This window comes from Paraburkholderia phenoliruptrix, assembly GCF_902859825.1.
In the GTDB taxonomy this organism is placed as follows: domain Bacteria; phylum Pseudomonadota; class Gammaproteobacteria; order Burkholderiales; family Burkholderiaceae; genus Paraburkholderia; species Paraburkholderia phenoliruptrix.
In genome coordinates this window covers 363,395-389,357 of record NZ_CADIKB010000002.1, presented here as the reverse complement: position 1 = coordinate 389,357, position 25,963 = coordinate 363,395, and the positions used below count along the sequence as shown (strand labels likewise).

Below are 25,963 nucleotides of genomic sequence, written 5' to 3'. Positions count from 1 at the left end.
ATGCAAAGCTGTCGATGGGAGTCAGCGCTCTGGCGCATCACTCCCATCCCAACCCAAACCCCTACTTCGAAGCCCACGACGAAAACCGCTGTTCCAGCTCATCGCCATGGTCGGTCCAGAACGACAGGTTCTGCAGCACCGCATTCTTGCCGTTGGCCGGCGAGTTCGGCAGATTCGCCAGCGTCTTCGCGTCGAGCGCCTTGATGGCCGCCACATTCACCGGGCCATATGCAATGTGATGCGCATAATCCTGCTGCGGCTTCGACGAAAGCGTATAAGCGATGTACTTCTCGGCCAGCGCCTTGTTCGGCGAGCCCTTCGGAATCGCCCAATAATCGAGGTCGTAAATGCTGCCGTTCCATACGACCTTCAGGTTCTTGCCTTCCTTTTGCGCGGCGTCGATGCGGCCGTTATAAGCCGTCGACATCACCACGTCGCCCGCCACGAGGAACTGCGGCGGCTGCGCGCCCGCTTCCCACCACTGGATGTTCGGCTTCAGCTCGTCGAGCTTCTTGAACGCGCGGTCCTGGCCTTCCTTCGTCGCCAGCACCTTGTAGACGTCCTTCGGCGCGACGCCGTCGGCCATCAGCGCGAACTCGAGGTTGTAGCGCGCGCCCTTGCGCATCGCACGCTTGCCCGGAATCTTCTTGACGTCCCAGAAATCGGCCCAGCCGGACGGCGCGGTTTTCAGCTTGTCGGCGTTATACGCAAGCGCCGTCGACCACACGAAAAAGCCCACGCCGCAAGTTTGCGGTGCCTCGGGAATCAGGTCCGACTTCTTGGCGATCTTCGACCAGTCGAGCTTTTCATACAGCCCTTCGTCGCAGCCACGGCCAATATCGCCCGACTCCACTTCCACCACGTCCCAGTTCACATGCTTGGCCTCGACCATCGCCTTGACCTTGGCCTGCTCGCCGTTGTACTCGACCGCCGTCACCTTGTTGCCGGTTTGCTGCTCGAACGGCTGGTTGAAGGCTGCCTTTTGCGCGTCCCCGTTGGCGCCGCCGAAGTTGACGACCGTCAGTTCGGCTGCATTGACCTGCGCCGCGCCCAGCGCGAGCGCCACAGCACCGACAGCGATGGCGCAGCGCGATTTCCCGATCTTGCTCATGGTGTGTTGCTCTCCTTGGTGGTGGTTTCAAGCATCCGTCATGCGAGTTGTTATGTGCTGCTTACTGCTCCGGCCCCTGCAATCATGCGCGCGTTTTGCGCCTTTACGCCCCCGCGAATACCCGCAGATGCTCGGGCGCGAACTCGAGCGCCACCGGCGCGCCAGGCGTGAAGGATTCGAGCGCGTCGGTGCCGAGCGGCACCTTGACGAAGCACTCGTCCTGCTGCGGCAAACCGCAGCGCATGCGCACGTGATCGCCGAAATAGATAAGCCCGCGCGCCTCGCCGGCCAGTGCATTGGCGCCCGGCCGTGCCGCGCCGTTGCCGTTGACGCCCGCCGCGAGCTTCATGCGTTCCGGCCGGATGCAGGCAATGGCCGGCGTTCCCGCCCGCGCGCCGCCGATGTTGCGGCCGGTCAGCCGCGTGCCGTCGGCCAGATGAAACTCGCAATACTCGCCGTTCACGTTCGCTATCGTGCCGCGCAGCTTGTTGCTGTCGCCAATGAAGTTCGCCACGAACTCGTTGCAAGGCGATTCGTACAGACTGTCCACGGTATCGAGCTGCTGCACGATGCCCTTGTCGAATACGGCAACGCGGTCCGACATGGTCAGCGCCTCGCCCTGATCGTGCGTGACGTAGACAAAGGTCACGCCGAGCTTCTCGTGCAGCGACTTCAGTTCGTACTGCATGTGTTCGCGCAACTGCTTGTCGAGCGCGCCGAGTGGCTCGTCCATCAACACGAGCTTCGGCTCGAACACGAGCGCCCGTGCAAGCGCAATGCGCTGCTGCTGGCCGCCCGACAGCTGCGCCGGATAACGCTTCGCGAAGCTCTCCATGCGCACCATCTTCAATGCGTTGTGGGTGCGGTGCGCGCGCTCTTCGGCGGAGACCTTGCGCACGGTCAGCGGATAGGCGACGTTCTGCTCGACCGTGAGATGCGGAAACAGCGCGTAGTTCTGAAACACCATGCCGATGTTGCGCTTATGCGGCGGCACGGTATTGAGCAGCGTGCCGTCGAGCCAGATCTCGCCGCCGGTGGGAAATTCGAAGCCGGCCAGCATCATCAGGCAGGTGGTCTTGCCGGAACCCGACGGCCCGAGCAGCGTCAGGAATTCACCCTGATAGATGTCCAGATCCAGTTGCTTGACGACCAGCGTTTCGCCGTCGTACGTCTTGCGCACGCCTCGAAAGCTGACGATCACTTCATCGGTTTTCATCGCCGTAGTCTCCTCTGCGGTCGGGCCGGCTGCTGCTGCGTCACAGCGGGCTTGCATCAATTGCGTGGCCCACTATAGACCGTTACGGTTCTACAATATGGAACCATTTCATTATTCCGGATAGAACCACTTGGACACGATCATCTTGTCGGATTGGCTGGCCGCCAGACTCGATCGCGCGGCCGCGGAGCCGATCTACCGGCAGACTTTGCGGCTGATGCAGCAGGCCATTCTGGCCGGCCAGCTGCCGCCCGGCACGAAGCTGCCCAGCTCGCGCACGCTGGCCGAAGACCTGGGCATCGCGCGCAATACGGTTCTACATGTATACGACCAGTTGACGGCGGAAGGCTATGTGCTCTCGACCACGGGCAGCGGCACGTATGTCGCCGATACCCAGCCGGACACCGCCGCCGTCAACGCGCGCAGAAAGCCGGCTGTCGCGGTGGCCGGCGCGCAAGGCAAGGCAACGCGGCGCGATCTGAACGACCTGTCCAACCGCGGGCGGCGCCTGATCGGCCAGGCCGGCGTCTCCGCGAAACAGTGGGGCGCGTTCATGCCGGGCGTGCCCGACGTCGCCGAATTTCCGGCCCGCACCTGGAGCCGTCTGCAAGCGCGTTTGTGGAAGGAAGCGAATCCGGATCTGCTGACCTATGCGCCCGGCGGCGGCTACCGGCCGCTGCGCCGCGCGTTGTCGGACTATCTGCGCGTGGCGCGTTCGGTGAACTGCACGCCGGATCAGATCATCATCACTACGGGTATTCACCAATCCATCGACCTGGCGGTGCGCCTCCTGACCGACGTCGGCGACCGCGCATGGGTGGAGGAGCCGTGCTATTGGGGCGCGCGCAGCGTGCTGCAATCCTCGGGCATCACGCTGGTGCCCGTACCCGTCGACGACGAAGGCCTCAATCCGCGCGAGGAGGATTTGCAAAAGCCGCCGCGTCTCGCGCTTGTCACGCCGTCGCATCAATATCCGCTCGGCATGGTGATGAGTCTCGCGCGCCGCCGCACGCTGCTCGAATACGCGCGCCAGCACAACGTGTGGATCATCGAGGACGACTACGACAGCGAATTCCGCTACGGCAGCCGGCCGCTCGCGTCGCTGCAAGGTCTGGACGACGCCGGCCAGGTGATTTACGTGGGCAGTCTCGGCAAGATGCTTTTTCCGGGCTTGCGCATGGGCTACATGATCGCGCCCGAGCACCTCGTCGACACGTTTCGCACGGGCGTCGCCGAGCTGTACCGCGAAGGTCAGTTGATGCAGCAGGCGGTCATGACCGACTTCATCATGGACGGCCACCTTACGTCGCATGTGCGGCGCATGCGCGCGTTGTACGGCGAGCGCAGGCAGATTCTGATCGACGCGATCACCGCGCGTTTCGGCAACGAACTGCCGGTGATGGGCGACGAAGCGGGCTTGCATCTGGTGCTCGGTCTGCCGGACCACGCGGACGACCGCGCAGTGACGGCGGCCGCCTTCGAAGCCGGCGTGATCGTGCGGCCGCTCGCGAGCTATTACAGCAACGATCCGCCCGCGCGGCGCGGCCTGCTGCTCGGCTATGCGTGCGTGCCGAACGACAGGATCGGACCGGCGTTCGACACGCTCGCCCGCGTCATCGAGCAGACCGCGCTCAGGACGCCGACGCGCGCCGCCTGAAGCGCGGCCCTGGCGCGTGCGCCAAGGCCTTGGCGCACGGCTGCGGCCAGCAACCGCCGCGCCGTGACATGGCTCACTTCAGCCCGAAATCGACGCGAGTGGTCGCGCCTTTATCCTTGATGCCGTCCGCGTCGAGCTTCGGCGCGACGATAAACACGCGGCTGCTGTCGATCTTGCCTTCCAGGTATTGCTGCACGCTCTGCGCCCGCTGCTGGGCAAGTTGCCGCAAGCTGGCTTCGTCGATAGGCGCGTTCGCGGCGAGCGCGCTCTTCATTTCGTCGTCGGGCAAGCTTTTGGTCAGGCCGACAAAATTGCGCGGCTTCTTGAAGTCGGCGGCCTTGTAGGCCTTCGTCAGATACTTGTCGTATTCCTTCGGGTCCACGGTGATGTTCGAGAGATCCACGCTCTGGCCGTTGCCCACTACGTCCCTGATCTTCTGCTGCTTGACGAGGCGGTCCACGTAAAGCGCGCGCAGCGCGGGCTCGTCGAGCTTCGGATCGACGCGGCCGATCAGATCCATTCTGATGGACGGCTTCGCGCTCAGCGCCTTCACGATGGTGTCGAGCTTGTTGCTGTCGGCGTCCGTCAGTTGCGCCGAACCCGGTTCGAATTCGACGTAACCCAACTCCTCGCCGCTGCCGCCGAACGCGTTGGCGATCAGCGAGAACGGCGCGGTCACCGCTTTTTGCAGCAAATTGAGCACTGCGTGCCAGATGAGGCCGCCAATGCTGAACTCCGGATTCGACAGCGAGCCGGACACCGGCAGATTGACGTCGATTTCGCCGCGCGAATTTTTCAGGAGCGAAATGGCGAGCCACACAGGCAGCTTGGTCGCCGTGTCGTTTTCGACGCGATCGCCGAACGTCAGTTGATCGATGAACAAATGGTTATCCGCATTCAGCTGATCGTTTTCGAGCTTGTAGTGAAGATCGACGTTCAGCTTGCCCTTGGTGATCGGATAGCCTGCATATTTCGCGGAATACGGCGTGAGGTTCGTCAGTTCGATGTCATGCGCGCTCGCGGTCAGATCGAGCGCCGGCTTCGCGATCAGCGGATTGACGGTGCCGCGAATCGACAACGGCCCATTGGCCGCCAGCTTCGCCGCAATGTCGACGGGCGCGGACGTGGTGGACTGCGTGCCGAACGCCCCCACGGTGCCCTGAATGCCGACCAGGTTCGCGGTGAAGTTCGGCTTGATGAAGTTGTCGGTGTAAGTCACGCGGCCTTGCTGCAGCACCAGCTGGCCGAAATGCAGCTTGACTGGGCTTTGCGGCGGCGTGGCCGCAGTCACGGTGGCCGGCGCGGCAGTGGCGGTGGCCGCAGCGGCCGACGCGGGCGCCGGCGCGGACGCCGAGGCCACCACAGGTGCCGAGCCCGCAACGACGGTCGAGGCCGTGGACGGCGTCAGCGGCACGGGCTCCGCGCCCCCTTTGGCGTTCTTGTCGCGCGTCAGCGACTGCGCCGCCCCGCTTTCATGGGCGACCACGTCATTCAGATTGAGCTTGCCTTGCGCATTCAGCAGCACGCGTCCATAGAACTTCGTGAAGGTGACGCGCTCGGCGTCCACGGCGGTGCCGCGCTCGTCGTAATCCGCTTTGAGTCCGGACAGCGCGAGCGAGCGCCACCCGGCGAACGGGTCGGAGGTGGCCTTGTCGAGCATGCGCACGTCCACCAGCGCAACGTCGCCGCGATAGCTCGCCTTCAGCGACTTCGCCTCACTCACTGCAAGGTCGCCGCTGCCGTTCAGCAGTGCGCTCGCGATCGTCGCATTCAGCTTGCTGCCGAAGTACGGTTCGAACGCGGCCGCGTCGAGCCGGTTCGCGTTCACCTTGACGGCCACCTTGAGTGGCGTGGCCGTGACGTCGCCCTTCAGATCAAGGGTGCCCTTCCTGTTCAGTGTGGCTTGCAGTTCGACGGGCAGCGGGCGGCTCAGGTCGTCGCTGATCTGCCGCACTTTCAGTTGCAGCGGTGCAATGCCGAGCTTGACCGGCTGCGCCGTCGTGTTGTCCGTGAAATTGGCCGTGCCGTCCTTGACGTTCAACTCGCCGATCTTGTAGTGCCATGCCGGGCCTTCGGCTTGCGCCTTCTTCGCGGCATGCATCGCGGTGCGCTGCGGCTCGGCCTCGTGCGGACCGGCAAGCGAGGTCAGATTGATGCTCCCGTCTTTGAGCCGCTCCACGTCGACGGCGAGGCCTGCCGTGTCGACGCTCGCCACATCGGCGGTACGCGCGTTCAAGTCGACCTGCTTGACCTTCACGCTGCCTTGCGCGAGCGAGATGACCGGCTGGTTTGCGCCGCGCGGCGCCAGCTTCAGCGAGTGCAGATCGAGCTGCGAATCCGCGATCATCACCGCGGCCGGCGACTTCGACCAGTTCGCGCCGATATTCGCCGTCGCGGAAAGCGCGCCGTCGGTGATTTGCGCGGCGGTGGCGGCGTCCAGATACGGCTGCAGCAGCGGCAGATTGAGCGACTTGAGGTCGAGCTTCGCACTTGCGGTTTTCGCGGCGAGGCTCAGCGCACCCGCGGCGCCGAGCGAGCCGCCGTTGTGCTTGAAGTCCGTCCTGAGCGTGTAATGCGCGGGAGCCGTGGCAAGCGTCGAAAAATCAGTGAGCGTGACGGCGAGCTTTTCCATGCCGGCGTCGACGGGACGCGACGCTGCTTCGTCGCGCACATTCACGGTGCCGTCGTTGAGCACGAAGCGCTTGATCGACAGGTCGAGCGGCGGTGCGGATTGTTGTGCGCTTTCATGCGCAGCCTGCGAACCCGATGCCGCAGACGCGGCAGCAGGGGCCGAAGCAGACGCAGACGAGCTTGCCGCATTCGCCACTGCCGGCTTGCCGGCAGCCGGCGCTGGCGCGAACATCCGCTCGACGCTCAGCACGCCGTTTCTGTCGCGCGCGAGGTTCGCACTGGGCGCGTCGATACGAATGTCGTCGAAATGGTAGAGACTCTTCAGCGGCTCGAGCGTGTGCGCCGCGACGTGCACCGCGCGCGCCGCGAAAAACGGCGCCCTCTTGTCGTCCTGCACATCCACGTCGTTCAGATCCACCGTGCCCGCAACGCGCAGCGTGGGCGCGTCATTCGACATCACAAAGTTGAGCTTCAGATCCGTGGAGAGCTTGCCCGCCTGCACGATCACGGGCAGCCGGGTCGGCACGTATGAGATGAGACGCGGCACGTCGAGCCCTTCAAAGCGCAACGACACTTCCGACTCCCGCGAAGCGGCAAACGGCTTGGTCTTGCCGTCGATGGCGAGCGGACTGCCGTCGATCCGCGCACGCAGCAACGGCTCCACGAAAATATCGGTTTTCGACGGCAAGGTCGCGATAAACGGAATGCCGAGCTTCCATTGATCGATCACATGGCTCGCACCGAGCAGCTTGTCGTCGAAAGTAATCTGGCCGTTTTCCAGACGAATGTTCGACACCGAAAAAAGCGTCGGCTTGCTGTCCGGCGTGCTGGGTTGCTTCGAAAACTTCTCGATCAGGTCGGTGAAATTAAAGCGCTGCGCGTCGTAGCGAACAATATGAAAGCGCGGTGAATCAAGCTGGATTTCGTCGATAATCGGCGCCGCGCGAAACAGCGAACTCCACGACGGCTGCACGATGAGCCGTTCAATATCCACGAAACTGCCCGCACCGCCGCGCTCGCCGATATGCACCCGATCCGCTTCGAGTTTCAGCGTGTAGGGATTAAGCGCGATGCGCGCAATGGTGGCGGGCCGATCGAGTTGTTGGCTGAGCTGTTGTTCGGCAATGTGTCGAATCAACGGCGGCGCCGCAAAAAAGCCCAGCAGACCGAACAATACGATGAAGATCAGCAGACCCGTGACAACGCGACGTGTGCGGCGCGACTGCGCGACGTGGCGCATGGTCTGCATGGAAGACGCGAGTGATGCTTTATTGATGCTTGCCATGCTCGGTGTTGGGTAATGCGGCGGCAAGCCCGCCGCGACACGAAAATCCCGCAAGCGGCAGTATAAGTCGTGAATCTTTCGTGGGATACAAATGTAAGCCGTGCTTACACAATCGCCCGCGCTGTCGAGACACGCGTCCGTCGCTTACTGCAACGTCGTGACGGACGCGTGATGTGGGCGTCGAATCGTGCGGAGTGTTCCGAGGCCATCACAATCCGCGCGGACGACTCGCGCAGCGCCAGCGTTTACTGACGCAGGACGGCCGGCGGTTGCCAGCTGCCGTCGGTGGCTTGCGGCTTCGGCGCATACAAACGCAGCACCAGTTGCAGGTCGGCGCGCGGCGCCGGCAACCAGTTGCCGCTTCGGCTGCGCGTCGACGACACGGTGACATCGAGGGATCCGTCGCGATTACGGCGCGCGCCGTTACGATCGCCCACCGCAATGCGCGCCGGCGCGCTTTCACCGAGCGCGCCGTCTTTCGTGTAAGCGGTGATCGACCAGAAGCCGCGCACCGGCGGCAACTGATTCGGCGCGAAGTGAATCACGTACCGGTTCGCGCCGTTGAGCGCGTGGCCGTCGCTGTCCTGAGTGACGACCGCGCGAACCTCGTCGTCTTTTGTGCCGATGCCCGGTTGCGCATACGCGGCGTAAGCGCGCAGCGCGTAGTCGGGACCGTAGTTGCCGACGCCGTCGCCGAACCAGCTCCAGCCATTGCCGGTCAGCAGATTCGACGGCGGCGTGACGACGCGCTCGTGACCATCGGCGAGACCCGCCGCGATGGCGTCCGATGCACTCGGCAGCTTCACCGGTTCGCCGGGCGTCACGCCGAGGTCCGACAGGATCTTCAGCGCGTGAGGATCGGCGGGTTCCGGCGGATTGTCGGTCAGCGCCTGCGCGAGCCGATTGAAGAAACCGTTCGCGTCGAGCGCGACGACCTGCGCGGCAGGCGTGCCCGAGGCGCCAACCGCGCCGCCCGCCAGATCAGCACTACTGCGCGGCGGCACAACCGACGCCGAGCGCGTGTCGCCGGTATAGACGGAAAGCGGTGCGACGCGAATCGCGCGCTGCAACTTGCGAACCGCCGTGAGATCGCGCGTGCCGTTTGACTGGATGCGCACGCTCACCCATGCGTTGCGGGTCGGCACGTCGACGCGCTTGACGTTCTTCGGCAGGTTGCCCTGCCAGCCCGGTCCGACGAACGCGATAGCCTGCGCCTTGATGCCGTTGGCGCGCGTCGCGAACTGGTCCGCCGTCGACCAGACCACGTTGGTCCACATATCGAGCACGCGGGCGTCGACATAGCGGCCGCGCGAGTCGGGCAACGCGACGATCACCGGTTCGCTGCCGACGTCGAGCCAGCCAGTGGAGTCCAGCGTGTCGAGGCTCGGCTGCATCGGATTGGACGCGCCGATGGGCGGCAGCGCCTGCGCATGGCGCAGCGTGTTGAGCGGCGCCTGGCCGGGCTCGGTGCCGACCGCCGCGTCGCGCGCGACGCCCATCAGCACGAGCGGATAGCCGAAAACATAGGAATCGGCGACTTCGTCCTTGATCCAGCCGGTGGATTTTTGCGAGGTGGACGGCGTCGACGCGCAACCGGCCAACAATGCGAGGCCTGCGAGCGATGCGCAGGTCCAGTAATTCGTAAACGTTGCTCGACGATTTTTTATCATTCGTTCAGGGGGCGGAACGTGCGGTCCAAAGAAAGGCGCCGGCGAGAGCGCACCAGTGCTCGCGCGGTCTCCCAAACCCTGCGCAGCCAGTCCGCGTCGCTTCGGCGACAACATCGCGTTGTATCGTATCCGCGCCCGCCAGGCAAGCGCAAAGGCGCGAATAGCGTGTTGCTGCAAAGCCCGGCGCGTCGCGAGCAGGTTCTTGACCTTCCCATCATGGGAAGGTCGATACTGGGCTTCATCACGCGGCCCTATGCCGCCACGAGCCTCGAAGATCATGACTGAACTTACCACTGCTCCTGCCGCGCGGTCCGACGGCGGCCCTCCGAGCCACACCACCGAGCTTGAAATCGGCGGAATGACCTGCGCCTCGTGCGCAATGCGCGTCGAAAAGGCGCTGGCGAAGGTGCCGGGCGTGTCGGCGGCGTCCGTCAATCTCGCGACGGAAACCGCGAGCGTCAATCTGACCGACGCGGCAACCAGCGTCGACGCGCTGATCGCCGCCGTCAAGAAAGCCGGCTACGAAGCCGCGCCCGTCGCGCCGCCTGACGCCGCGCCGGAACTGAGCGATGCCGGCGCGCCCTCGGCGGCCGCTCCCACCGCCGCCGATCGCAAGCGCACCGAAACCCGCCGCGACTTCGCGGCCGTGCTGGTCTGCGCGCTGCTGACGCTGCCGCTCATCGTGCCAATGGCGGCCGAATGGTTCGGCGTGCACGCGATGCTGCCGGCGTGGCTGCAATTCGCGCTCGCCTCCGTCGTGCAGTTCGTGTTCGGCGCGCGCTTCTATCGGGCGGCTTATCGCGCCGTGCGGGCCGGCGCGGGCAACATGGACCTGCTGGTCGCGCTCGGCACCTCGGCGGCCTATGGCATCAGCGTCTACCAACTGGGGAGCCATCCGGACGACGCGATGCATCTGTACTTCGAAGCGTCGGCGGTCGTCATCACGCTCGTGCGCTTCGGCAAATGGCTCGAGGCGCGCGCGAAGCGTCAAACGACCGACGCGATCCGCGCCCTCCAGGCGCTGCGCCCCGACCGCGCGCGCATCCGCGTGGGTGCGGGCGAGCGGGAAGTGCCCCTCGCCGAAGTCAAGGTCGGCACGGTCGTGATCGTGCGGCCCGGCGAACGCGTTCCCGTGGACGGCGCGGTGCTGGAAGGCCGCAGTCACATCGACGAATCGCTGATTACCGGCGAAAGCCTGCCCGTGGCGAGGCAGACGGGCGACGCCGTGACCGCCGGCTCCATCAACGGCGAGGGCGCGATTGCCGTGACCACCACCGCCATTGGCGCGGAAACGACGCTTGCGCGGATCATTCGCCTCGTGGAAAGCGCGCAGGCCGAGAAAGCGCCGATCCAGCGGCTCGTGGACCGCGTCAGTGAGATTTTCGTGCCGGCCATTCTGGCGATTGCCGCGCTCACGCTGATCGGCTGGCTGCTGGCGGGCGCCGGCGGCGAAACCGCGATCCTCAACGCGGTCGCCGTGCTGGTGATTGCCTGCCCGTGCGCGCTCGGTCTGGCGACGCCGGCGGCGATCATGGCCGGGACCGGCGTGGCGGCGCGGCACGGCGTGCTGATCAAGGACGCCGAGGCGCTCGAAACCGCGCATAGCGTGAATACGGTGGCGTTCGACAAAACCGGCACGCTGACAATCGGTCAGCCTTCCGTGACGGCGTTCGAGCCGGTCGGCGAAATGGGCCGCGACGAAGCGCTCGCGCTCGCGGCCGCCGTGCAGCGGCAGAGCGACCATCCGCTCGCGCGGGCTGTCGTGAAGGCGTATGAAGCGGGCGCAGCCGCGGGTGCAACCGCTGTGCACGGCTCGACCGCGCCCCAGGCTCTGACGGCGAGCGCCGCGCGTGCCGTGGCCGGCCGCGGCGTCGAAGCGGAGGTCGGCGGGCGCACGCTGGCGCTCGGCAGCACACGCTGGCTGGAGGAACTCGGCATCGACCTGTCGCCGGACATCGCGGCGCGCGCGCGTGAACTCGAGGCGGCCGGCAACACTGTGTCCTGGCTCATGCAACGCGATTCCACGACCCCCGTCGCTCTGGCGCTGATGGCGTTCGGCGACACGGTCAAACCGACCGCGCGCGCGGCGGTCGCGCGCCTTGCGGCGATGGGCGTGACAAGCGTGCTCGTCACCGGCGACAACCGGGGCAGCGCGGCGAGCGTCGCGCGCGCGCTCGGCATCGACGAATTTCATGCGCAGGTGCTGCCGGACGACAAGGCTCGCGTGATCCGCGATCTGAAAATCCGCAGCGCAGGCATTGTCGCGATGGCCGGCGACGGCATCAACGACGCGCCCGCGCTCGCCGCCGCCGACATCGGCATTGCCATGGCGACCGGCACCGACGTCGCGATGCACGCAGCCGGCATCACGCTGATGCGCGGCGATCCGGCGCTCGTGGCCGACGCCATCGACATTTCGCGCAGGACCTGGCGCAAGATCCAGCAGAACCTGTTCTGGGCTTTCGTCTACAACCTGATCGGCATTCCGCTTGCCGCCTTCGGCCTGCTCAATCCGATGCTGGCCGGCGCCGCCATGGCGTTCTCCAGCGTCAGCGTGGTCACCAACGCGCTGTTGCTGCGCACCTGGAAGGCGAAGCCGTAAGCGCCGGGCGCACTGTGCAGGTGCAAAGACGCGCTCCGCGGATGCGCCATGATTACGAAATGCTTCCAATTTTCTAAAGGAAGCGTGGCTGCGGCCGTAAACAAGACACGATGCCGGAGGGTGCCTGTGCGCCCGTCCGGCATCGCTCGTCCCTCTTACTCCGCACACGCCCATGGAATTTCTCTCTTTGCGCCGTGCCAGCGTCGGCGCGCGGCTCGCCGTACTTTCATGCGTGCTGGTGGCGTTGATTTTCGCCTCCTTCACGTGGGCGCTGACACGCAGCGCCGGCAAGCAGGTCAGCGACCAGGTATTCGAGTGCATCGCCGAAAAAGACCGCTCCATCGCTGCCATGATCACGTTGTTCGACAAGGCACTGTCCGCCGAAGTTGACCGCTCGACGTCGCTGTTCGCGAGCTTTCTGCCGACCACCTACACGCTCGACGAAACGCAGAAAATCGACGTGAACGGGGTGGCCACGCCCGTGTTCAAAGCCGGCGACAAAGTACTGAACATGGATTTCAGTATTCCCGACCAGTTTCTCGAACGCAGCGGCGCCGTGGCGACGATTTTCGCGCGCACCGGCGACGACTTCGTGCGCGTCACGACTTCGCTCAAAAAACAGGACGGCTCGCGCGCAATCGGCACGCTGCTCGACCGCAACGGGCCGGCCTATGCGCTCCTCATCGCCAACAAGACTTACACGGGACTGGCGGCGCTTTTCGGCAAACGCTGGATCACGCAATACCGTCCGGTGACGGATGCGAGCGGCCGGGTGATCGGCGCGCTCTTCGTGGGCGTGAACGTCGACCCGGAAATCCAGCAAGTCGAAGACGGCATCCGTAAGCTGAAGATCGGCGAGAGCGGCTATTACTTTGTGATGAACGCGTCGAAAGGCGCAGATCGCGGCAAGCTGATCGTGCATCCGGCCGCCGCCGGCCAGGCCGCGGACAACGCGAACGCGCCGTATCAGCGCATGCTCGACATGAAGGAAGGCCGGCTCGAGTACCGTTCCGCCGACGCCACGCTCGGCGAACAAGGCGCGCGCGACAAGTTCGTGTCGTTTATCACGGTGCCGGAATGGCAATGGCTCGTGGCAGGCGTCGCGCCGCGCGACGAAGTGATGGCCCAGGTCAACGCGACCCGCAATCACTTCCTGATCGCAGGCTTCGTGCTGGTCGGCGTGTTCGCGGCCGTGTTCCTGTTTGCGGTGCGGCGCCTCGTCAGCCAGCCGCTCGACGAGGCGGTCAAGGCCTCCGAGCGCTTCGCCTCGGGCGACCTCAGCGTGCGCGTCGCCCAAAGCGCGAGCCGGCGCGACGACGAGATCGGCCGCCTGATGCGCTCGATCGACGGCATCGGCGAAGGTCTGGCGCGCATTGTGTCGCAGGTGCGCAGCGCGTCGACGGATATGTCGGAGGGCACGGAAAAGATCGCGACCGGCAGCGGTAACATCGCCTCGCGCATTGCGACGCAGGCAAGCAGCCTGGAAGAAACCGCGGCGAGCATGGAGCAGATCACGTCGACGGTGCAGCAGAATGCCGATCACGCGTCGCAGGCAAACACGCTCGTCACGCGCGCGGCCGACGCGGCGCTCGAAGGCGGCCGCGCCGTGGAACGCGTGGTGTCGACGATGGGCGACATCAGCCGCTCGTCGCAGAAGATCGCGGAGATCACGGGCGTGATCGAGGGCATTGCGTTCCAGACCAACATTCTTGCGCTCAACGCGGCGGTCGAGGCGGCCCGCGCAGGCGAGCACGGCAAGGGCTTCGCGGTGGTCGCCTCGGAAGTGCGCGCGCTCGCGCAGCGCAGCGCCGCTTCCGTCAAGGAGATCGAAGGGCTCATCGCCGAATCGACGGCGACGGTGCAAAGCGGCTTCCAGATCGCCGAGCAGGCCAGCACGACCATGCAGGGCATCGTTCAGCAGGTCGGCCAGGTGCGCGCGATCATGGGCGAGATCAGCGTCGCGTCGCGCGAGCAGTCGGGCGGCATCGAGCAGGTCAATCTTGCCGTCACGCAAATCGGCGAAGCGACGCAGCAAAACGCGACGATCGTCGGCGAAGCGGAAGAGGCGGCCGCCGAACTGCGCGACCACGCCGCGCGTCTTGCGCAAGTGGTCAGCGTGTTCAAGCTGGAAAGCGCGCGGGGTTAAGGGGCGCGCTGGTCGTGCCGCGGTTCTGCTGTGGCTCTGCCGTGCGCTTTCGCGGGCGCGACCGGCGCATGATTTAGCCGCCTCGCCGCGTCCTGTCTCTGCAGCGGCGCCGGCCCTAGGCTGTCGGGCGGAACATCTGGAACATATCGCCGATTTCCGCGTAATCCGCGCGATAACCGGCGCGCATGATCGGCTGCGCGGCGTGAGTGTCGAACAGGCCGTCTTTCAGGTAAGCCTCGTTGATATGCACGCCGACGACCTGTCCGAGCGACAGATAGTTGTCCATCGGCTTGCCGTTCAGATCATGCAGCCGCACCACCTGCAGCAGCTTGCATTCGAGCGCGGCCGGCGCTTCGGCGACGTGCGGCACCTGCACGTTGCGCCCCGGCGCCGGGGTGAGCCCCGCGAGCGCGAATTCGTCGACATGCGGCGCAACCGGCGCTGACGAGCGGTTCATCTGCTCGGCAAGCGGCTTCGTCGCCAGATTCCAGACGAACTCGCCGGTGGCTTCGATGTTGGAGACGCTGTCTTTGCGCCCCTCGCTGCAAAAGCCGATGATGGGCGGAAAGCTCGCGAACGCGCCGAAGAAGCTGTAAGGCGCGAGGTTCAATGTGCCTTCCGTATCGCGCGAGGAGATCCAACCGATCAGACGCGGAGCGACGATCGCTTTAAACGGATCGTGCGGCAGGCCGTGGCCCGCAAGCGGGTCGTAGAAGTAATGGGGCATTGCGATGAGGCATGGAGTGGATGACGGGTAGTTATACCGCAGAGTCTTGCGGGGCGTTGGGGGCTATCTCCGCGCAATCACCCGCTTGCGCCCCTCCCTCACTTGCGCGAGATGCGCCTCGTCCCACTCATAGAATCCCGCGCCGCTGCGCAGACCGACACGCCCCGCGTCGACCTGCTCGCGCAGCAGATCGAGCACGTCTTCGTCTTTTGCGAGCTCCGGCATGAGGTGCGTCGAAATATCGAGGAAGGTGTCGAGGCCGCCCATGTCCGCCGCTTCGAGCGGACCGACGATTCCCCAGCGGCGCCCGAGCGACGCCTTCATGACTCGGTCGACCACATCCGGCGTCGCCGCGCCGGAGCGCACGATGTTCAACGCCTCGCGCAATACCGCAAATTGCAGACGGTTGCCGACAAATCCGGGAATCGCCTTCGCCAGAACCACCGGCTCCATGCCGATCGCGCTCATCAAATCCGCGGTCTTTGCGGTGACGTCGGGCGCGGTCGCGCTGCCCGGCACCACTTCCACAAGCGGAATCATGTGAGGCGGATTCCAGAAATGCGCGATGACGAAGCGCTCCTTCGCACGCAGCGGCGCCACCAGCTGATCCGGCGGAAAGCCGCTCGTATTGCTGGCGAGAATGGCGTGGTCCGCGAGCAGCGCCGTCAGCTTTTCGTACAGGCGATGTTTCAGCTCCAGCACCTCGGGAATCGCTTCGATGACGAAATCCGCCGAGCGCATCACGTCCAGTTCAGTGTGCGTCTCGATGCGCGCGAGCGCTGCCTGCTTCGCCTCGGGGTGGATCCGGCCGGCGTCGATCAATTCGTCCAGCACCGCTTCCGCTTTCGGCGCGACGCTCGCGAGGCGCGCCGGGTCGACGTCATGGACTACCGTCCGGTATCCATGCAGCGCGCTTTGCGTCGCAATGCCGACGCCCATCAGCCCGGTGCCCACCACGCCTATCACTGCCTTCGCTGCCTTGCTCACGCCGTTTCCCTCGCTGACATCATGAAAGCGTCAAAGCATAGCGCAGCACGCGCAAGCGCTATGCCGAACGCAACAAAGCCGGCCTTCCTGGCGGAAAAGCCGGCTCTGCTGGATTCGCACCGCGTAAAGCGGCGCGGGGGTCAAGGTGCCGATCAGTAACGCGGCGGCGGACGATGCTCGTCGCGGCCATGGTGACGCGGGTCGTAGTCATGCGGATGATGGCGCATCCATTCGTCATGATCCCAGTAGCGGTGGCCGTCGTAATAACGATCGCCATGCCAGCCGATGTTGATCGACACCCCCACCGGCACCCTATGCGGCTCGCCGTACACCACCGGCCCCGGGCCGTGGTCGACGACGATGCGCTCCTGTGCGGACGCGCCGCCCGCCGCCAGCATGGTGCCGCCGGCCAGCACGGCCGCAATGATAGTTCGCGAGGTCTTGTTGAACGTTTTCATGGTGCTCTCCCGTCAATGTTCGAATCGAGCCGGCGCCGCGTTGCTGAGCCGAAACCGTCAGCTCGCGCACGGCGCCGTGCGCTTGAAACCCACTTTAGCGACGCAGGCAGCATGAAGACGTGAGCACTTGTAAGCGCAGATTTCACTCAAAGGGACAGATGAGGCGGCCGCCTCGGCGCGTGAAACGCCCGTGCGTCAAGGGTTGCGGGGTGAAATGCGGATGTGGCGCGATGAGACGATGTCAGCCGCCGTTACATCCATTTCGGCGGCGAAATATTGCCGACAGGCAGCTGGCCCGAGATCGACGCAAGCGCCAGACGAACAAAAGCCACTGCGCGCTTTGACGTGCAGTGGCTCGAATGACACGCGCGCACCGGCGCGCGCGCCCGCCTCGATGGTCGCGAGCGGGCAGAACGGCGTGTTATTAGTCCGTCAGCTTGATGCCGAAAAGCGTAGCTTGCGCCTTGCGCTGACGCTCGGCTTCGCGCGCACGCGCCGCGTACGAATAGTCTGTGTCCAGCGGCAAGTGGGGCGACGCAAAGAGGTCGCTGACCTTTTGGAACAATGCAAAGATGAAGCTCATGGCGACTCCCGGTTGGTTGCTGCAATTGCTAGGGTTTTCCCTTAAGAAACATTATAGGGTTTTCCCTAGGCAAATGCCAGTGCAATGCAACATTAACTGCGTGACGCCTCGTTGCACAGCCATGAGCGGCGATATTGCGTTGCAACATGACAACGTCCCTTTTTTTGGCACCGCCAGACTTGGGCGATCACCTAGGCTGATTGGAGCGTCGTCGACGGGGATTTGCGGCCGGAGCCGCGCCGCTGTGGCGGCGGCGCCTTGCGCCGAAGGGTCCGTGGCCGCCAGCGGCGCGCTGATGACCGACACGATCAGGCCGGCGGAGAGTGGCGCCCGCGTCGCGCCGGCGCGAGCAGGTTTTAGCGACGCGTTTTTGCCAACGGATTATTGGCGCGCGTTGGCCGTCTTCGGCTTATGACTGTGCTGCGCCCGGACGGCGCGCTTGCCGTTCGCAGATGCCGGCGCCGCAGCCGCTTGCTGCGGGTTGGTTGGGGCCGGAGCGCTCTCCGGCGCGGCGGCCCTGGCCGCGGCGGCATTGGCCACCGCCATTTGGGTGTCGAGCAGACTGGCCATCGCGGCCTGCTGGTTTTGCATCATGTCTTGCATACGATGCTGCTGCGCTGTGGTCTCACGCGTGAGGCGCATGAGCAGCAGCGTTTGCGTGATGCCGATGGCGACCGTCATCAGCAGTGCGCCGACCACGATCGACAGCATCCATTTCATGCGGCGCGAATGGTCGCTGGCGGCGCGACGCTGGTCGGCGATGACGCCGTACAACGCGTCGACGGTGTCCGCGAAGGCCGTCGCACGCGCGCGGTCGAGTTCCGGCGCTGTGGGCGCCGTGGTGGACGACAACGTCTCGGCCGCCGCGGCACTCGCGGACGGCTTCACAACTTGTCCTGCTGGGCCCGCCGTCGCGGATGGCGACGTTTGGCCGGCTGAGGCGCTCGCGGATAGCCGTGCCGGCGGCACTGCCGCGTCAGCCGTCAAGGCCGGGATTTCGCCCGCCGATGCACTCACCGCTCGCCCCGCCGCGTCCACCGTCTCAGACGTCGGCATCTGCGCCGCCGCTTCGCCCGTGGACGGTCGCGCGACTTCTCCCGATCCGCGCAGGTTTGCCGGTGCCCCCTTCCGGCCAGCGCGTGCATCCGCCGCTGCGGAGGAAGCCGCCCCGCCCGGCAACGTGGGCTCAGCGCCGGGCGCGGCCAATGCGCTGCGCGCGTCCCTCGCCGATGCCTCCGGCGCATCCACGCGGCTCGCCGTCGCCGATTCTTCTGCCTCGCTCGAAGCCAACGCTTGCGACCGCTTGCCGTCGGCGCCCGACACACCAGTTGCCGCCGAATCCGCACTCGCGGTGCTCCGCTCCGCCGCCTGACGCAGTGCGGTCACGCTGCGCGCCACCGTCGCGGCCGCCATGGCAGGCGTGAGCGGCGAACCCGGTGCTTTGTCGTCGGCAGCTGAATCGGCAATCAGCGACGCCTGTGACGCATCCGCTCCGGCGGCCGCCGGCGGCCCCGTCTCCAACAATCCGCCCAGTTGCGCGGGCGTCGCGCCGGGCTCCTCGGCCGTGGCGGCGCGCGGCGCGCGGCGCGCCGCTCTCGCGTCCGGGGATGCGCCTTCCGCGCTCGCATCCAGCGCGCCCACGGCCGCGAGCACGACATCGGGCAATTCGAAACCGCGCAGCGTGCCTTGGCGGATGTCGATATTCATCGCTTCCAGCGTGGCGCGGGTGGGATCGTCAGGGAACAGGTCGAGTGTGCTGTCGTCGCGTGAGACGTCGCTCAGTTGCGCGAGACGTTGTGCCGAGCGCGCCGCGCGCGCCAGCTTTTTTTCGGTTTCGGTAGAGACGGTGGCCTCGCGACGCTTTTTCGAAGCGGCGCGCCCAGGCCGGGACTGCTTGGATACTGCGGAATCTGCCATAGAGAAGAAAGCGGTGGTCGCCGGGAGCGGGCGCCGGCACCGCTCGTCAAATGCCATTGGAATTTTTCGAGACCGCATTGTCGCATGGCGCCCCCCGCCGCCGAAGCCATTCGGGCGCGATTTTCGGTTTTAGCCGGACGCGTGGTCTGTTGAAATTATTTGAAGCGTTTTCCCCGCCGCTTTTGAGCGCCGGCCGGCATTCGTTTGCTTTATGCTAGGCCGCGTGCTGCTGGCACTCAGGCCGATTCCGCGTGGGATACGATGCCGAGCCGCACTGCCGCCAGAACCCGGCCCGCCTGCTTTCACGGGCACTTTGAATCACCACGTTTGAAATCTGACTATGCCCAGCACCCACTCTGACGCCGCAGCAACGGTCGCGCTCGCCGCTGCGCTGCGCCATCACTTCAACGGCGTCGTCCTGCCCATGTGGCGCGGGCCGGGTTTCAACGCCGCGCTCAGCTTGCCCTATGAGGCGCTCGGCGCGGAAGACCATCGCCCGGCGCCCGTCGAGCGCTACCGGGCCATGGCGTGCGCGCGTCAACTATTCGTGTTCTCGCAAGCCGGCGATGCAGCCCACGCGCAGACGCTGTTTCATTCGCTCACGCACATTTTTCAGGACACGGAGCACGGCGGCTGGTTCTACAGCGTGGACCCGCACGGCGCTCCGCTCGACACGACGAAAGACCTGTACACGCACGCGTTCGTCGTCTTCGCGTGTGCGGAATACGGGCGGCGCACCGGTAATCGCGACGCGCTCGACATCGTGCATCGCACGTCGGCCCTGATCCAGTCGCGCTTTGCCGCCACCGACGATCTCTTTAACGCCGCGCTCAGCGCCGACTTCGCGACGGTGACTGCCGCGCCCATCCAGAACCCGTTGATGCATCTGACGGAAGCGTGGCTCGCCGCCCGCGAAGCCACGCGCGACAACGCATTCGAGGCCGCGCTGCGGCGTCTCGCCGGCGCGGTCGCGCGTCACTTCGTGCATGCGCCGTCGGGTTGTATCGCCGAATTGCCGGTCGGCACGCCCGACAATCGCTTCGAGCCCGGCCATCAATTCGAATGGTTCTGGCTGGCGAAGCAGGCGGGCGGGCTGTTCGAAGGCTCGAAGCTGGCGGAAAACCTCTCGCGCGCGTTCGACTTTGCCCAACGCCACGGCGTGGATCCGCACACGGGCGGCGTTTGCGCGTCGCTCGACGAAGCGGGACACATCAAGGACCCGGTTCAGCGCATCTGGGCGCAAACAGAATATCTGCGCGCGCTCGCAAGTCACGACGAATCCGCCGTGCGCGCGGTTTTGCCGCGGCAGATCGAACTGTTCCAGCAGCGCTTTCTGAGGCCGCAAGGCTGGTTCGAATGCAAGACTGCAAGCGGCGACGTGGCGCGCGCCGACATGCCGTCCACCACGCCTTACCACCTCGCCACCGCCTTCGACGCCTTGCCGGCCTGACGCCTCAGCACGCCTGCGCTGAAGCCAGACGAAAAATGCTGCGCCATGGTAAACCCTGGTCTCCGTTTGTCTTTTTTGGATGCTCGCGGGGCTGAAAAAGACCAAAGCCGGGGAATACCCGAATACAGGTTGATTGGCGTCTGTCATAAAGACGTGATACAACTCGTACTTCGCGCTCGATCTCGCGTTGAGAAATAGCGGTCGCGAATGCAATACACAACATATTTACTGGATCAAAAATGGCAACAGGTACTGTGAAGTGGTTTAACGATGCAAAGGGCTTTGGCTTCATCACGCCGGACGACGGCGGCGAAGACCTGTTCGCGCACTTTTCGGAAGTTCAAGGCAGCGGCTTCAAGTCCCTGCAGGAAAACCAGAAGGTGTCGTTCGAAGTGAAGCAAGGCCCGAAGGGCAAGCAAGCTGCGAACATCACGCCGGCCTAAGTACCCACGGTACGCTCAGGTAGGCTGACGCGCGCTTAAGCGCTCGCGTCGAATACAAAAATGGCCCGCTTTTGCGGGCCATTTTCTTTTTTCGACTGCCTGATTTTTAAGCTCAGACCATTTAAATTGCGCGCATCCGCGACAACGCAAATTGCGCCGATTTAGGCAGAGTTTCGCCCATCTGTTGTGTGCGCAACACAGATTCCGAAATTTCGAAGACGGACACCGCCTCCTTCAACTGCTGCGTCTGTTGATGCAGAGAAGCCGCCGCTGCTGCCGCTTCTTCGACGAGTGCCGCGTTCTGCTGCGTCATCCCGTCCATCTGAACCACGGCCTGGTTGACCTGCTCGATGCCCGTGCTCTGCTCGAGCGACGACGCGCTGATCTCCGCCATCATCTGCGTGACGCGCGAAATCGAGGCGGACACGTTGCTCATCGCCTCCCCGGCGTGCTCGACGAGCGCGGAACCGCCCTGAATCTCGGCCACCGACTCGCTGATCAGCGTCTTGATTTCCTTCGCCGATTGCGCGCTGCGCTGCGCGAGACCGCGCACCTCGCCGGCCACGACCGCGAAACCGCGGCCCTGCTCGCCGGCGCGCGCCGCCTCGACCGCCGCATTCAGCGCGAGGATGTTGGTCTGAAACGCGATGCCGTCGATCACCGAAATGATTTCGGCGATCTTGTCGGAGCTTTGCGCGATGCCGCGCATCTTGTCGACGACCTTGTCCACGACTTCGCTGCCGCGGGCCGTCGCTTCCAGCGCAGTCTCCGCGAGCGCATTCGCCTCACGCGCATGGTCGGCATTCTGACGCACCGTGGCGGTGAGTTCCTCCATGCTCGACGCCGTTTCTTCGAGCGATGCCGCCTGATTCTCAGTACGTGCGGACAAATCGGCGTTGCCGGTCGCGATTTCATTGGCGCCAAGGTGAATCGAGTCAGCGGATTCGCGCACCGTCTGCACCGTGCGCGCGACGCTGGCCTGCATTCTGGCCAAGCCCGAGAACAGCCTGCCGATTTCGTTGGTACCGCGCGCGGCGATCGGCTGATCCAGGCGCCCCTGCGCGATGCGTTCGAAGTGGCGGCCGGCCTCTTCCAGCGGCGCGACCACGCCGCGGCGCAGCGCAAGATGAACGGCAAACGTGCCGCCAACCAGCGCCAGCAGAATCACAATGCTGACGACGCGGAAAGCCGCCATCCGTGTGTCGATCGAATCCAGCGACGCCCGGCTCGCCGCGTTGCCGAACTGCGTGAAGTTGTGCAGCTCGGTCAGATAGGCGTCCTGGAACGACTGGGTCGGCTGATCGAGAAAGGCCTGGATATTGTTCCCGTCGAGAAACTGCGCGAGCTCGGTGAGCGCGCCGTGCAGCTTCTTGTAGCGCTCGGCCAGCGCTGCCGCGCGGGCGCTGTTTTCGTCGCTCGTCTTGGGCGCGCTCGCGAAGGCGTTGAACGACTGCTCTGCCGCCGAAAGCTGCTCGCGGGCGTGCTGGACGATGTCCGTCGGCTCGGCGCCGCCGCGCACCATCCGCGTACCGGCGCGCGACAGGTTGATGCGCGCGTCCATCAAATGCTGCGTTGTCTCATTGACGGCGTTCACTTGCCTGAGCGCGATATTCGACAGGTCGCCGACGTCGTCGTGGGTGCGCGTCAATGACCAGAAACCCAAACCAACCGTGACAAGCTGGAAAACGCAGAACGCGGCCAGGACACACAATAGGCCGGACGCGACCTTGATCTTGCTGAACATCGTGAACACCTGAAGGCAAAGAATAACGGGAACTACGTCAGGGTTTACGGCAGCATGCGGGCTTGCTGAAGGTCAAATCCGTCAAGGATCGTCCTACGCCGCGCTTACCTCGCATTTGCGTCGCATTGACGTGGGTCAGCGCCCGAATTGTCGCTATTCCGCGCAACAATGCCGTGCAGATATTTCCGATTCACCTTGACGGCGTGCGTCGGCGCTTCCTAGAGTGGGTAGGGACCGACGAGCGCACCCTCGTGCGCGATGCCACCGCGGGCCTTCCTCGAAGGAATCACAATGACTGACCTACTCGACCGGGCGCGCGGCGCATTGCATGCCCAGCCGTTCAGCATGCTGCTAGGCGCCGAGCTGATGTACACCGGCACGGGCGAAATCGCACTCAGCCTGCCGATTCGCGACGAGCTGCGGCAGCAGCATGGCTTCGTGCATGGCGGCGTGATCAGCTATCTCGCCGACAACGCGCTGACCTTTGCCGGTGCGCTCTCGCTCGGGCCGAAGGTCGTAACGGGGGAATACAAGATCAACTATCTGCGGCCGGCCGTGAACGGCACGCTGATCGCGCGGGCGGAAGTGGTGTATGCAGGCCGCCATCAGGCGACCTGCCAATGCAACATTTTCGTGATGGACGGCAACCGCGAGAAACTCGTCGCGGTCGCGCAAGGCACGGTCAACCGGATCGGCGAGAACGGCGACCACGAACCGGCGAGCTGAACGCCAGGAACCGCGGCTCCAACTGCAGACGCCGCTCCGGGACGGCTTATTCCGCCGCGTAGGTCTTCTGCGTTTGCTCGCCGAGACCTTCGATGCCGAGACGGATGGTCTGGCCCGGCTTCAGATAAACCGGATCCGGCTTCACGCCCATGCCGACGCCCGGCGGCGTGCCGGTGGAAATGACGTCGCCCGGTTGCAGGCTCATGCACTGCGACACATACGAAACCAGCTTGGCGACGCCGAACACCATCGTCTTCGTGTTGCCGTTCTGATAGCGGTGACCGTCCACTTCGAGCCACAGGCTGAGGTTCTGCGGATCGGCGACTTCGTCGCGCGTAACCATCCACGGGCCGATCGGGCCGAAGGTGTCGAAGCCCTTGCCCTTGTCCCACTGGCCGCCGCGCTCGATCTGCCATTCGCGTTCCGACACGTCGTTGATCACGCAATAGCCGGCGACATAGTCAAGCGCATTCGCCTCGTCGATGTACTTGGCCGGCTTGCCGATCACCACGCCGAGTTCGACTTCCCAATCGGTCTTCTTCGAGCCGCGCGGAATTTCCACGTCGTCGTTCGGACCGGAAATCGCGCTCGTCCACTTGTTAAAGATCACCGGTTCGGCGGGCACGGGCAGATTCGATTCTGCCGCGTGATCCGCGTAATTCAAGCCGATGCAGATGAACTTGCCGATCTTGCCGACGCACGGACCGATGCGCGGGTTGCCTTCCACGACCGGCAGGCTCGCCGGGTCGAGCGCGCGCAGTTTCGCGAGCGCCGCGTCGCTCAGCGCCGCGCCGTCGATGTCGGCGACCACGCCGGACAGATCGCGAATCTTGCCTTGCGCGTCGAGCAAGCCCGGCTTTTCCTGGCCTTTCGGCCCGTAACGAAGCAGTTTCATCGTTGCACTTTCCTCTGGTTTCAGTGGTGTTCGGTGGGTTCGTCAAGCGGCGCCGGCTCATGCGGGCGCGTTCTCAGTGCATGCTCAGTTCGACCAGCCGCCGTCGATCACATGCGCGTGCCCCGTTGTGAACGACGACTCGTCCGACGCGAGATACAGCGCGAGCGCGGCAATCTCCTCCGGCTTGCCGATACGGCCCATCGGCTGGCGCGCGACAAATGCGGCCTGCACGGCTTCGAGCGTCGCGCCTTGCGCCGCGGCCTGCGCGGCGATCCGCTGTTCGAGCGACGGCGACGACACCGTGCCGGGGCAGATTGCATTACAACGTATACCACGCGTGATGAAGTCCGCGGCGACCGACTTGGTCAGCCCGATCACCGCCGCCTTCGACGCGCTGTAGGCAAAGCGGTTCGGCACGCCCTTCACGCTCGACGCCGCCGACGACATATTGATGATCGACCCGCCGCCGCGCTCCAGCATGCCGGGCAGGAACGCGCGGATCATCCGGTACATCGCCTTCGCGTTGAGGTCGAACGCAAAATCCCAATCCTCTTCGCTGCATTCGAGGATCGAGCCCGCATGCACGAAGCCCGCGCAGTTGAACAGCACGTCGATGGGGCCGAGTTCGGCGGCCAGCGCCTTGATCGCATCGCCGTCCAGTACATCCAGCTTGCGCGCCTCGACCGGCTTGCCGGCGAGCCCGTCGATGCGAATGTCGGTGGCGATCACGCGCGCGCCCTCGCGTGCGAATGCTTCGGCGGTCGCGAGGCCGATGCCTTGCCCCGCCGCGGTAATCAATGCTGTCTTCCCGGCCAGTCTTTGCGTCATCTACGGCTCCAGTTGAATGGGCTTAACCTGTCCTGGTTGTGTTTGTCTTCGTTACGTCACAGTCGATAAAACGCGGCGGCGTTGCCGCCAAAAACCGCTTCGCGCTCGCTTTCGGAAAGCGAAGCAAGCAGCGTGTTCGCCACCGAGTGCCACAGCAGATAATCGCCATTGAGTTCGAGCACGGGCCAGTCGCTGCCCCACATGAGGCGCGCCGGACCGAACGTGGCGAGCAGATGCTCGACGTAGGGCCGCAGCGTGTCCTCGGTCCAGCCCGGCGAGGCTTCCGTCGCAAGGCCGGAGAGCTTGCATTGCAGGTTGGGCAGCGCCGCAAGCCGGGCGATTGCATCGGCCCAGGTTTGCCAGCCGGCCTGACCGTAGCGGATGGGCGGCTTCGCGCCGTGATCGACCACGATGCGCAGCGCCGGAAAGCGCCGCGCGAACGTTTCCACATGGTCGACGTGCCGCGCGTAGATCAGCGCGTCGAAAGCGAGGTCGTGCGCGACGAGCGCCTCGACGGCCGGCGCGAGATCGGGATTGGCGATCCAGGTATCGTCGGGCAGGTCTTGCAGCATGGGCCGCACTCCCTTGAACTTCGGCTCCTCGGCGAGCGCGCCGATCAATGCGGGCGCGGTGGGCAGCAGGAGCGGTACCCAGCCGACCACCCCCGCAATGGACCGCTCATCGCGCGCAATGTCCAGCAGATAGCGCGTTTCGTCGATGGTCGGCGCCGCCTGCACGACCACCGTCTTGCCGATGCCCGCTCTTTCCCGCAACGGCGTGAGATCCGCCGGGCCGAACGGCCGATACAGAATCTTGAGTTCCGGCGTGAGCCACTCGTAATCGCCGCGGGCGGGGTCCCAGTAGTGCTGGTGGGCATCGATATGCAT

At 65.0% G+C, this 25,963-nt stretch carries 19 protein-coding genes; 6 read left to right on the top strand and 13 right to left on the bottom strand.

The window, feature by feature from the left end:
• Positions 1 to 61 precede the first annotated feature (61 nt).
• The gene (locus HV711_RS04495) at positions 62 to 1,111 is read right to left on the bottom strand and encodes an ABC transporter substrate-binding protein (protein ID WP_035484555.1); all 1,050 of its coding nucleotides are present in this window, start codon (positions 1,109 to 1,111) and stop codon (positions 62 to 64) included.
• A gap of 103 nt (positions 1,112 to 1,214) precedes the next feature.
• Positions 1,215 to 2,327 (bottom strand): ABC transporter ATP-binding protein, encoded by a 1,113-nt coding sequence (locus HV711_RS04490; RefSeq protein WP_035484557.1) that lies wholly within the window; start codon positions 2,325 to 2,327, stop codon positions 1,215 to 1,217.
• A 130-nt stretch (positions 2,328 to 2,457) separates the two neighbouring features.
• Here HV711_RS04490 and pdxR point away from each other — a divergent pair, with 130 nt between their 5' ends.
• Positions 2,458 to 3,984 (top strand): MocR-like pyridoxine biosynthesis transcription factor PdxR, encoded by a 1,527-nt coding sequence (gene pdxR, locus HV711_RS04485; RefSeq protein ID WP_014972711.1) that lies wholly within the window; start codon positions 2,458 to 2,460, stop codon positions 3,982 to 3,984.
• Between the two features lie 73 nt (positions 3,985 to 4,057).
• Here the strand turns inward: pdxR and HV711_RS04480 are convergent, their stop codons facing one another.
• Both HV711_RS04480 and HV711_RS04475 read right to left on the bottom strand, forming a co-directional pair.
• Complete coding sequence (locus HV711_RS04480; protein ID WP_035484559.1) at positions 4,058 to 7,900, bottom strand: DUF748 domain-containing protein; 3,843 nt, start codon at positions 7,898 to 7,900, stop codon at positions 4,058 to 4,060.
• 245 nt (positions 7,901 to 8,145) lie between these two features.
• Positions 8,146 to 9,570 (bottom strand): DUF1254 domain-containing protein, encoded by a 1,425-nt coding sequence (locus tag HV711_RS04475; RefSeq protein ID WP_035484561.1) that lies wholly within the window; start codon positions 9,568 to 9,570, stop codon positions 8,146 to 8,148.
• 277 nt (positions 9,571 to 9,847) lie between these two features.
• On the opposite strand from HV711_RS04475, the gene HV711_RS04470 reads away from it, so the two are divergent.
• Together HV711_RS04470 and HV711_RS04465 are read left to right on the top strand one after the other, a co-directional pair.
• Positions 9,848 to 12,172, top strand: coding sequence for a heavy metal translocating P-type ATPase (locus HV711_RS04470; protein ID WP_244142649.1), 2,325 nt, complete (start codon positions 9,848 to 9,850; stop codon positions 12,170 to 12,172).
• Positions 12,173 to 12,344: 172 nt separating this feature from the next.
• Complete coding sequence (locus HV711_RS04465) at positions 12,345 to 14,318, top strand: methyl-accepting chemotaxis protein (RefSeq protein ID WP_035484563.1); 1,974 nt, start codon at positions 12,345 to 12,347, stop codon at positions 14,316 to 14,318.
• 115 nt (positions 14,319 to 14,433) lie between these two features.
• Here HV711_RS04465 and HV711_RS04460 read toward each other — a convergent pair whose 3' ends face one another.
• From HV711_RS04460 to HV711_RS04440, 5 genes are all read right to left on the bottom strand, one after another.
• Positions 14,434 to 15,045, bottom strand: a complete 612-nt coding sequence (locus tag HV711_RS04460; protein WP_035484564.1) for a flavin reductase family protein — start codon at positions 15,043 to 15,045, stop codon at positions 14,434 to 14,436.
• Between the two features lie 63 nt (positions 15,046 to 15,108).
• Positions 15,109 to 16,032, bottom strand: a complete 924-nt coding sequence (locus tag HV711_RS04455) for a 3-hydroxyacyl-CoA dehydrogenase family protein (protein WP_035484565.1) — start codon at positions 16,030 to 16,032, stop codon at positions 15,109 to 15,111.
• A gap of 152 nt (positions 16,033 to 16,184) precedes the next feature.
• A complete protein-coding gene (locus tag HV711_RS04450; RefSeq protein WP_013591331.1) occupies positions 16,185 to 16,490 on the bottom strand; it encodes a hypothetical protein in 306 nt (101 codons plus the stop codon).
• Between the two features lie 424 nt (positions 16,491 to 16,914).
• On the bottom strand, positions 16,915 to 17,073 hold the full coding sequence (locus HV711_RS04445) for a hypothetical protein (protein WP_013342108.1): 159 nt from the start codon (positions 17,071 to 17,073) through the stop codon (positions 16,915 to 16,917).
• A 381-nt stretch (positions 17,074 to 17,454) separates the two neighbouring features.
• A complete protein-coding gene (locus HV711_RS04440) occupies positions 17,455 to 18,990 on the bottom strand; it encodes a hypothetical protein (protein ID WP_035484566.1) in 1,536 nt (511 codons plus the stop codon).
• Positions 18,991 to 19,330: 340 nt separating this feature from the next.
• Here HV711_RS04440 and HV711_RS04435 point away from each other — a divergent pair, with 340 nt between their 5' ends.
• Both HV711_RS04435 and HV711_RS04430 read left to right on the top strand, forming a co-directional pair.
• Complete coding sequence (locus HV711_RS04435) at positions 19,331 to 20,440, top strand: AGE family epimerase/isomerase (RefSeq protein WP_035484567.1); 1,110 nt, start codon at positions 19,331 to 19,333, stop codon at positions 20,438 to 20,440.
• Between the two features lie 239 nt (positions 20,441 to 20,679).
• Positions 20,680 to 20,883, top strand: a complete 204-nt coding sequence (locus tag HV711_RS04430) for a cold-shock protein (RefSeq protein WP_006047528.1) — start codon at positions 20,680 to 20,682, stop codon at positions 20,881 to 20,883.
• A gap of 121 nt (positions 20,884 to 21,004) precedes the next feature.
• Here the strand turns inward: HV711_RS04430 and HV711_RS04425 are convergent, their stop codons facing one another.
• A complete protein-coding gene (locus HV711_RS04425) occupies positions 21,005 to 22,627 on the bottom strand; it encodes a methyl-accepting chemotaxis protein (RefSeq protein WP_013591328.1) in 1,623 nt (540 codons plus the stop codon).
• A 291-nt stretch (positions 22,628 to 22,918) separates the two neighbouring features.
• Between HV711_RS04425 and HV711_RS04420 the strand changes: the two genes are divergently transcribed.
• Positions 22,919 to 23,353, top strand: a complete 435-nt coding sequence (locus tag HV711_RS04420) for a PaaI family thioesterase (protein ID WP_013591327.1) — start codon at positions 22,919 to 22,921, stop codon at positions 23,351 to 23,353.
• 46 nt (positions 23,354 to 23,399) lie between these two features.
• On the opposite strand, the gene HV711_RS04415 is transcribed toward HV711_RS04420, so the two are convergent.
• The 3 genes from HV711_RS04415 to HV711_RS04405 form a co-directional block, all read right to left on the bottom strand.
• Positions 23,400 to 24,248, bottom strand: coding sequence for an ureidoglycolate lyase (locus HV711_RS04415; protein ID WP_013591326.1), 849 nt, complete (start codon positions 24,246 to 24,248; stop codon positions 23,400 to 23,402).
• An 84-nt stretch (positions 24,249 to 24,332) separates the two neighbouring features.
• Positions 24,333 to 25,076 (bottom strand): SDR family oxidoreductase, encoded by a 744-nt coding sequence (locus HV711_RS04410; RefSeq protein ID WP_013591325.1) that lies wholly within the window; start codon positions 25,074 to 25,076, stop codon positions 24,333 to 24,335.
• 56 nt (positions 25,077 to 25,132) lie between these two features.
• Positions 25,133 to 25,963, bottom strand: coding sequence for an amidohydrolase family protein (locus HV711_RS04405; protein ID WP_014972699.1), 831 nt, complete (start codon positions 25,961 to 25,963; stop codon positions 25,133 to 25,135).

Excerpts from the sequence above, each read along its gene's own strand:
- HV711_RS04495 (WP_035484555.1), bottom strand. The coding sequence starts at position 1,111 with ATGAGCAAGATCGGGAAATCGCGCTGCGCCATCGCTGTCGGTGCTGTG.
- HV711_RS04490 (WP_035484557.1), bottom strand. The coding sequence starts at position 2,327 with ATGAAAACCGATGAAGTGATCGTCAGCTTTCGAGGCGTGCGCAAGACG.
- HV711_RS04480 (WP_035484559.1), bottom strand. The coding sequence starts at position 7,900 with ATGGCAAGCATCAATAAAGCATCACTCGCGTCTTCCATGCAGACCATG.
- HV711_RS04475 (WP_035484561.1), bottom strand. The coding sequence starts at position 9,570 with ATGATAAAAAATCGTCGAGCAACGTTTACGAATTACTGGACCTGCGCA.
- HV711_RS04470 (WP_244142649.1), top strand. The coding sequence starts at position 9,848 with ATGACTGAACTTACCACTGCTCCTGCCGCGCGGTCCGACGGCGGCCCT.
- HV711_RS04465 (WP_035484563.1), top strand. The coding sequence starts at position 12,345 with ATGGAATTTCTCTCTTTGCGCCGTGCCAGCGTCGGCGCGCGGCTCGCC.
- HV711_RS04460 (WP_035484564.1), bottom strand. The coding sequence starts at position 15,045 with ATGCCCCATTACTTCTACGACCCGCTTGCGGGCCACGGCCTGCCGCAC.
- HV711_RS04450 (WP_013591331.1), bottom strand. The coding sequence starts at position 16,490 with ATGAAAACGTTCAACAAGACCTCGCGAACTATCATTGCGGCCGTGCTG.
- HV711_RS04445 (WP_013342108.1), bottom strand. The coding sequence starts at position 17,073 with ATGAGCTTCATCTTTGCATTGTTCCAAAAGGTCAGCGACCTCTTTGCG.
- HV711_RS04440 (WP_035484566.1), bottom strand. The coding sequence starts at position 18,990 with ATGGCAGATTCCGCAGTATCCAAGCAGTCCCGGCCTGGGCGCGCCGCT.
- HV711_RS04435 (WP_035484567.1), top strand. The coding sequence starts at position 19,331 with ATGCCCAGCACCCACTCTGACGCCGCAGCAACGGTCGCGCTCGCCGCT.
- HV711_RS04430 (WP_006047528.1), top strand. The coding sequence starts at position 20,680 with ATGGCAACAGGTACTGTGAAGTGGTTTAACGATGCAAAGGGCTTTGGC.
- HV711_RS04425 (WP_013591328.1), bottom strand. The coding sequence starts at position 22,627 with ATGTTCAGCAAGATCAAGGTCGCGTCCGGCCTATTGTGTGTCCTGGCC.
- HV711_RS04420 (WP_013591327.1), top strand. The coding sequence starts at position 22,919 with ATGACTGACCTACTCGACCGGGCGCGCGGCGCATTGCATGCCCAGCCG.
- HV711_RS04415 (WP_013591326.1), bottom strand. The coding sequence starts at position 24,248 with ATGAAACTGCTTCGTTACGGGCCGAAAGGCCAGGAAAAGCCGGGCTTG.
- HV711_RS04410 (WP_013591325.1), bottom strand. The coding sequence starts at position 25,076 with ATGACGCAAAGACTGGCCGGGAAGACAGCATTGATTACCGCGGCGGGG.
- HV711_RS04405 (WP_014972699.1), bottom strand. The coding sequence starts at position 25,963 with ATGCATATCGATGCCCACCAGCACTACTGGGACCCCGCCCGCGGCGAT.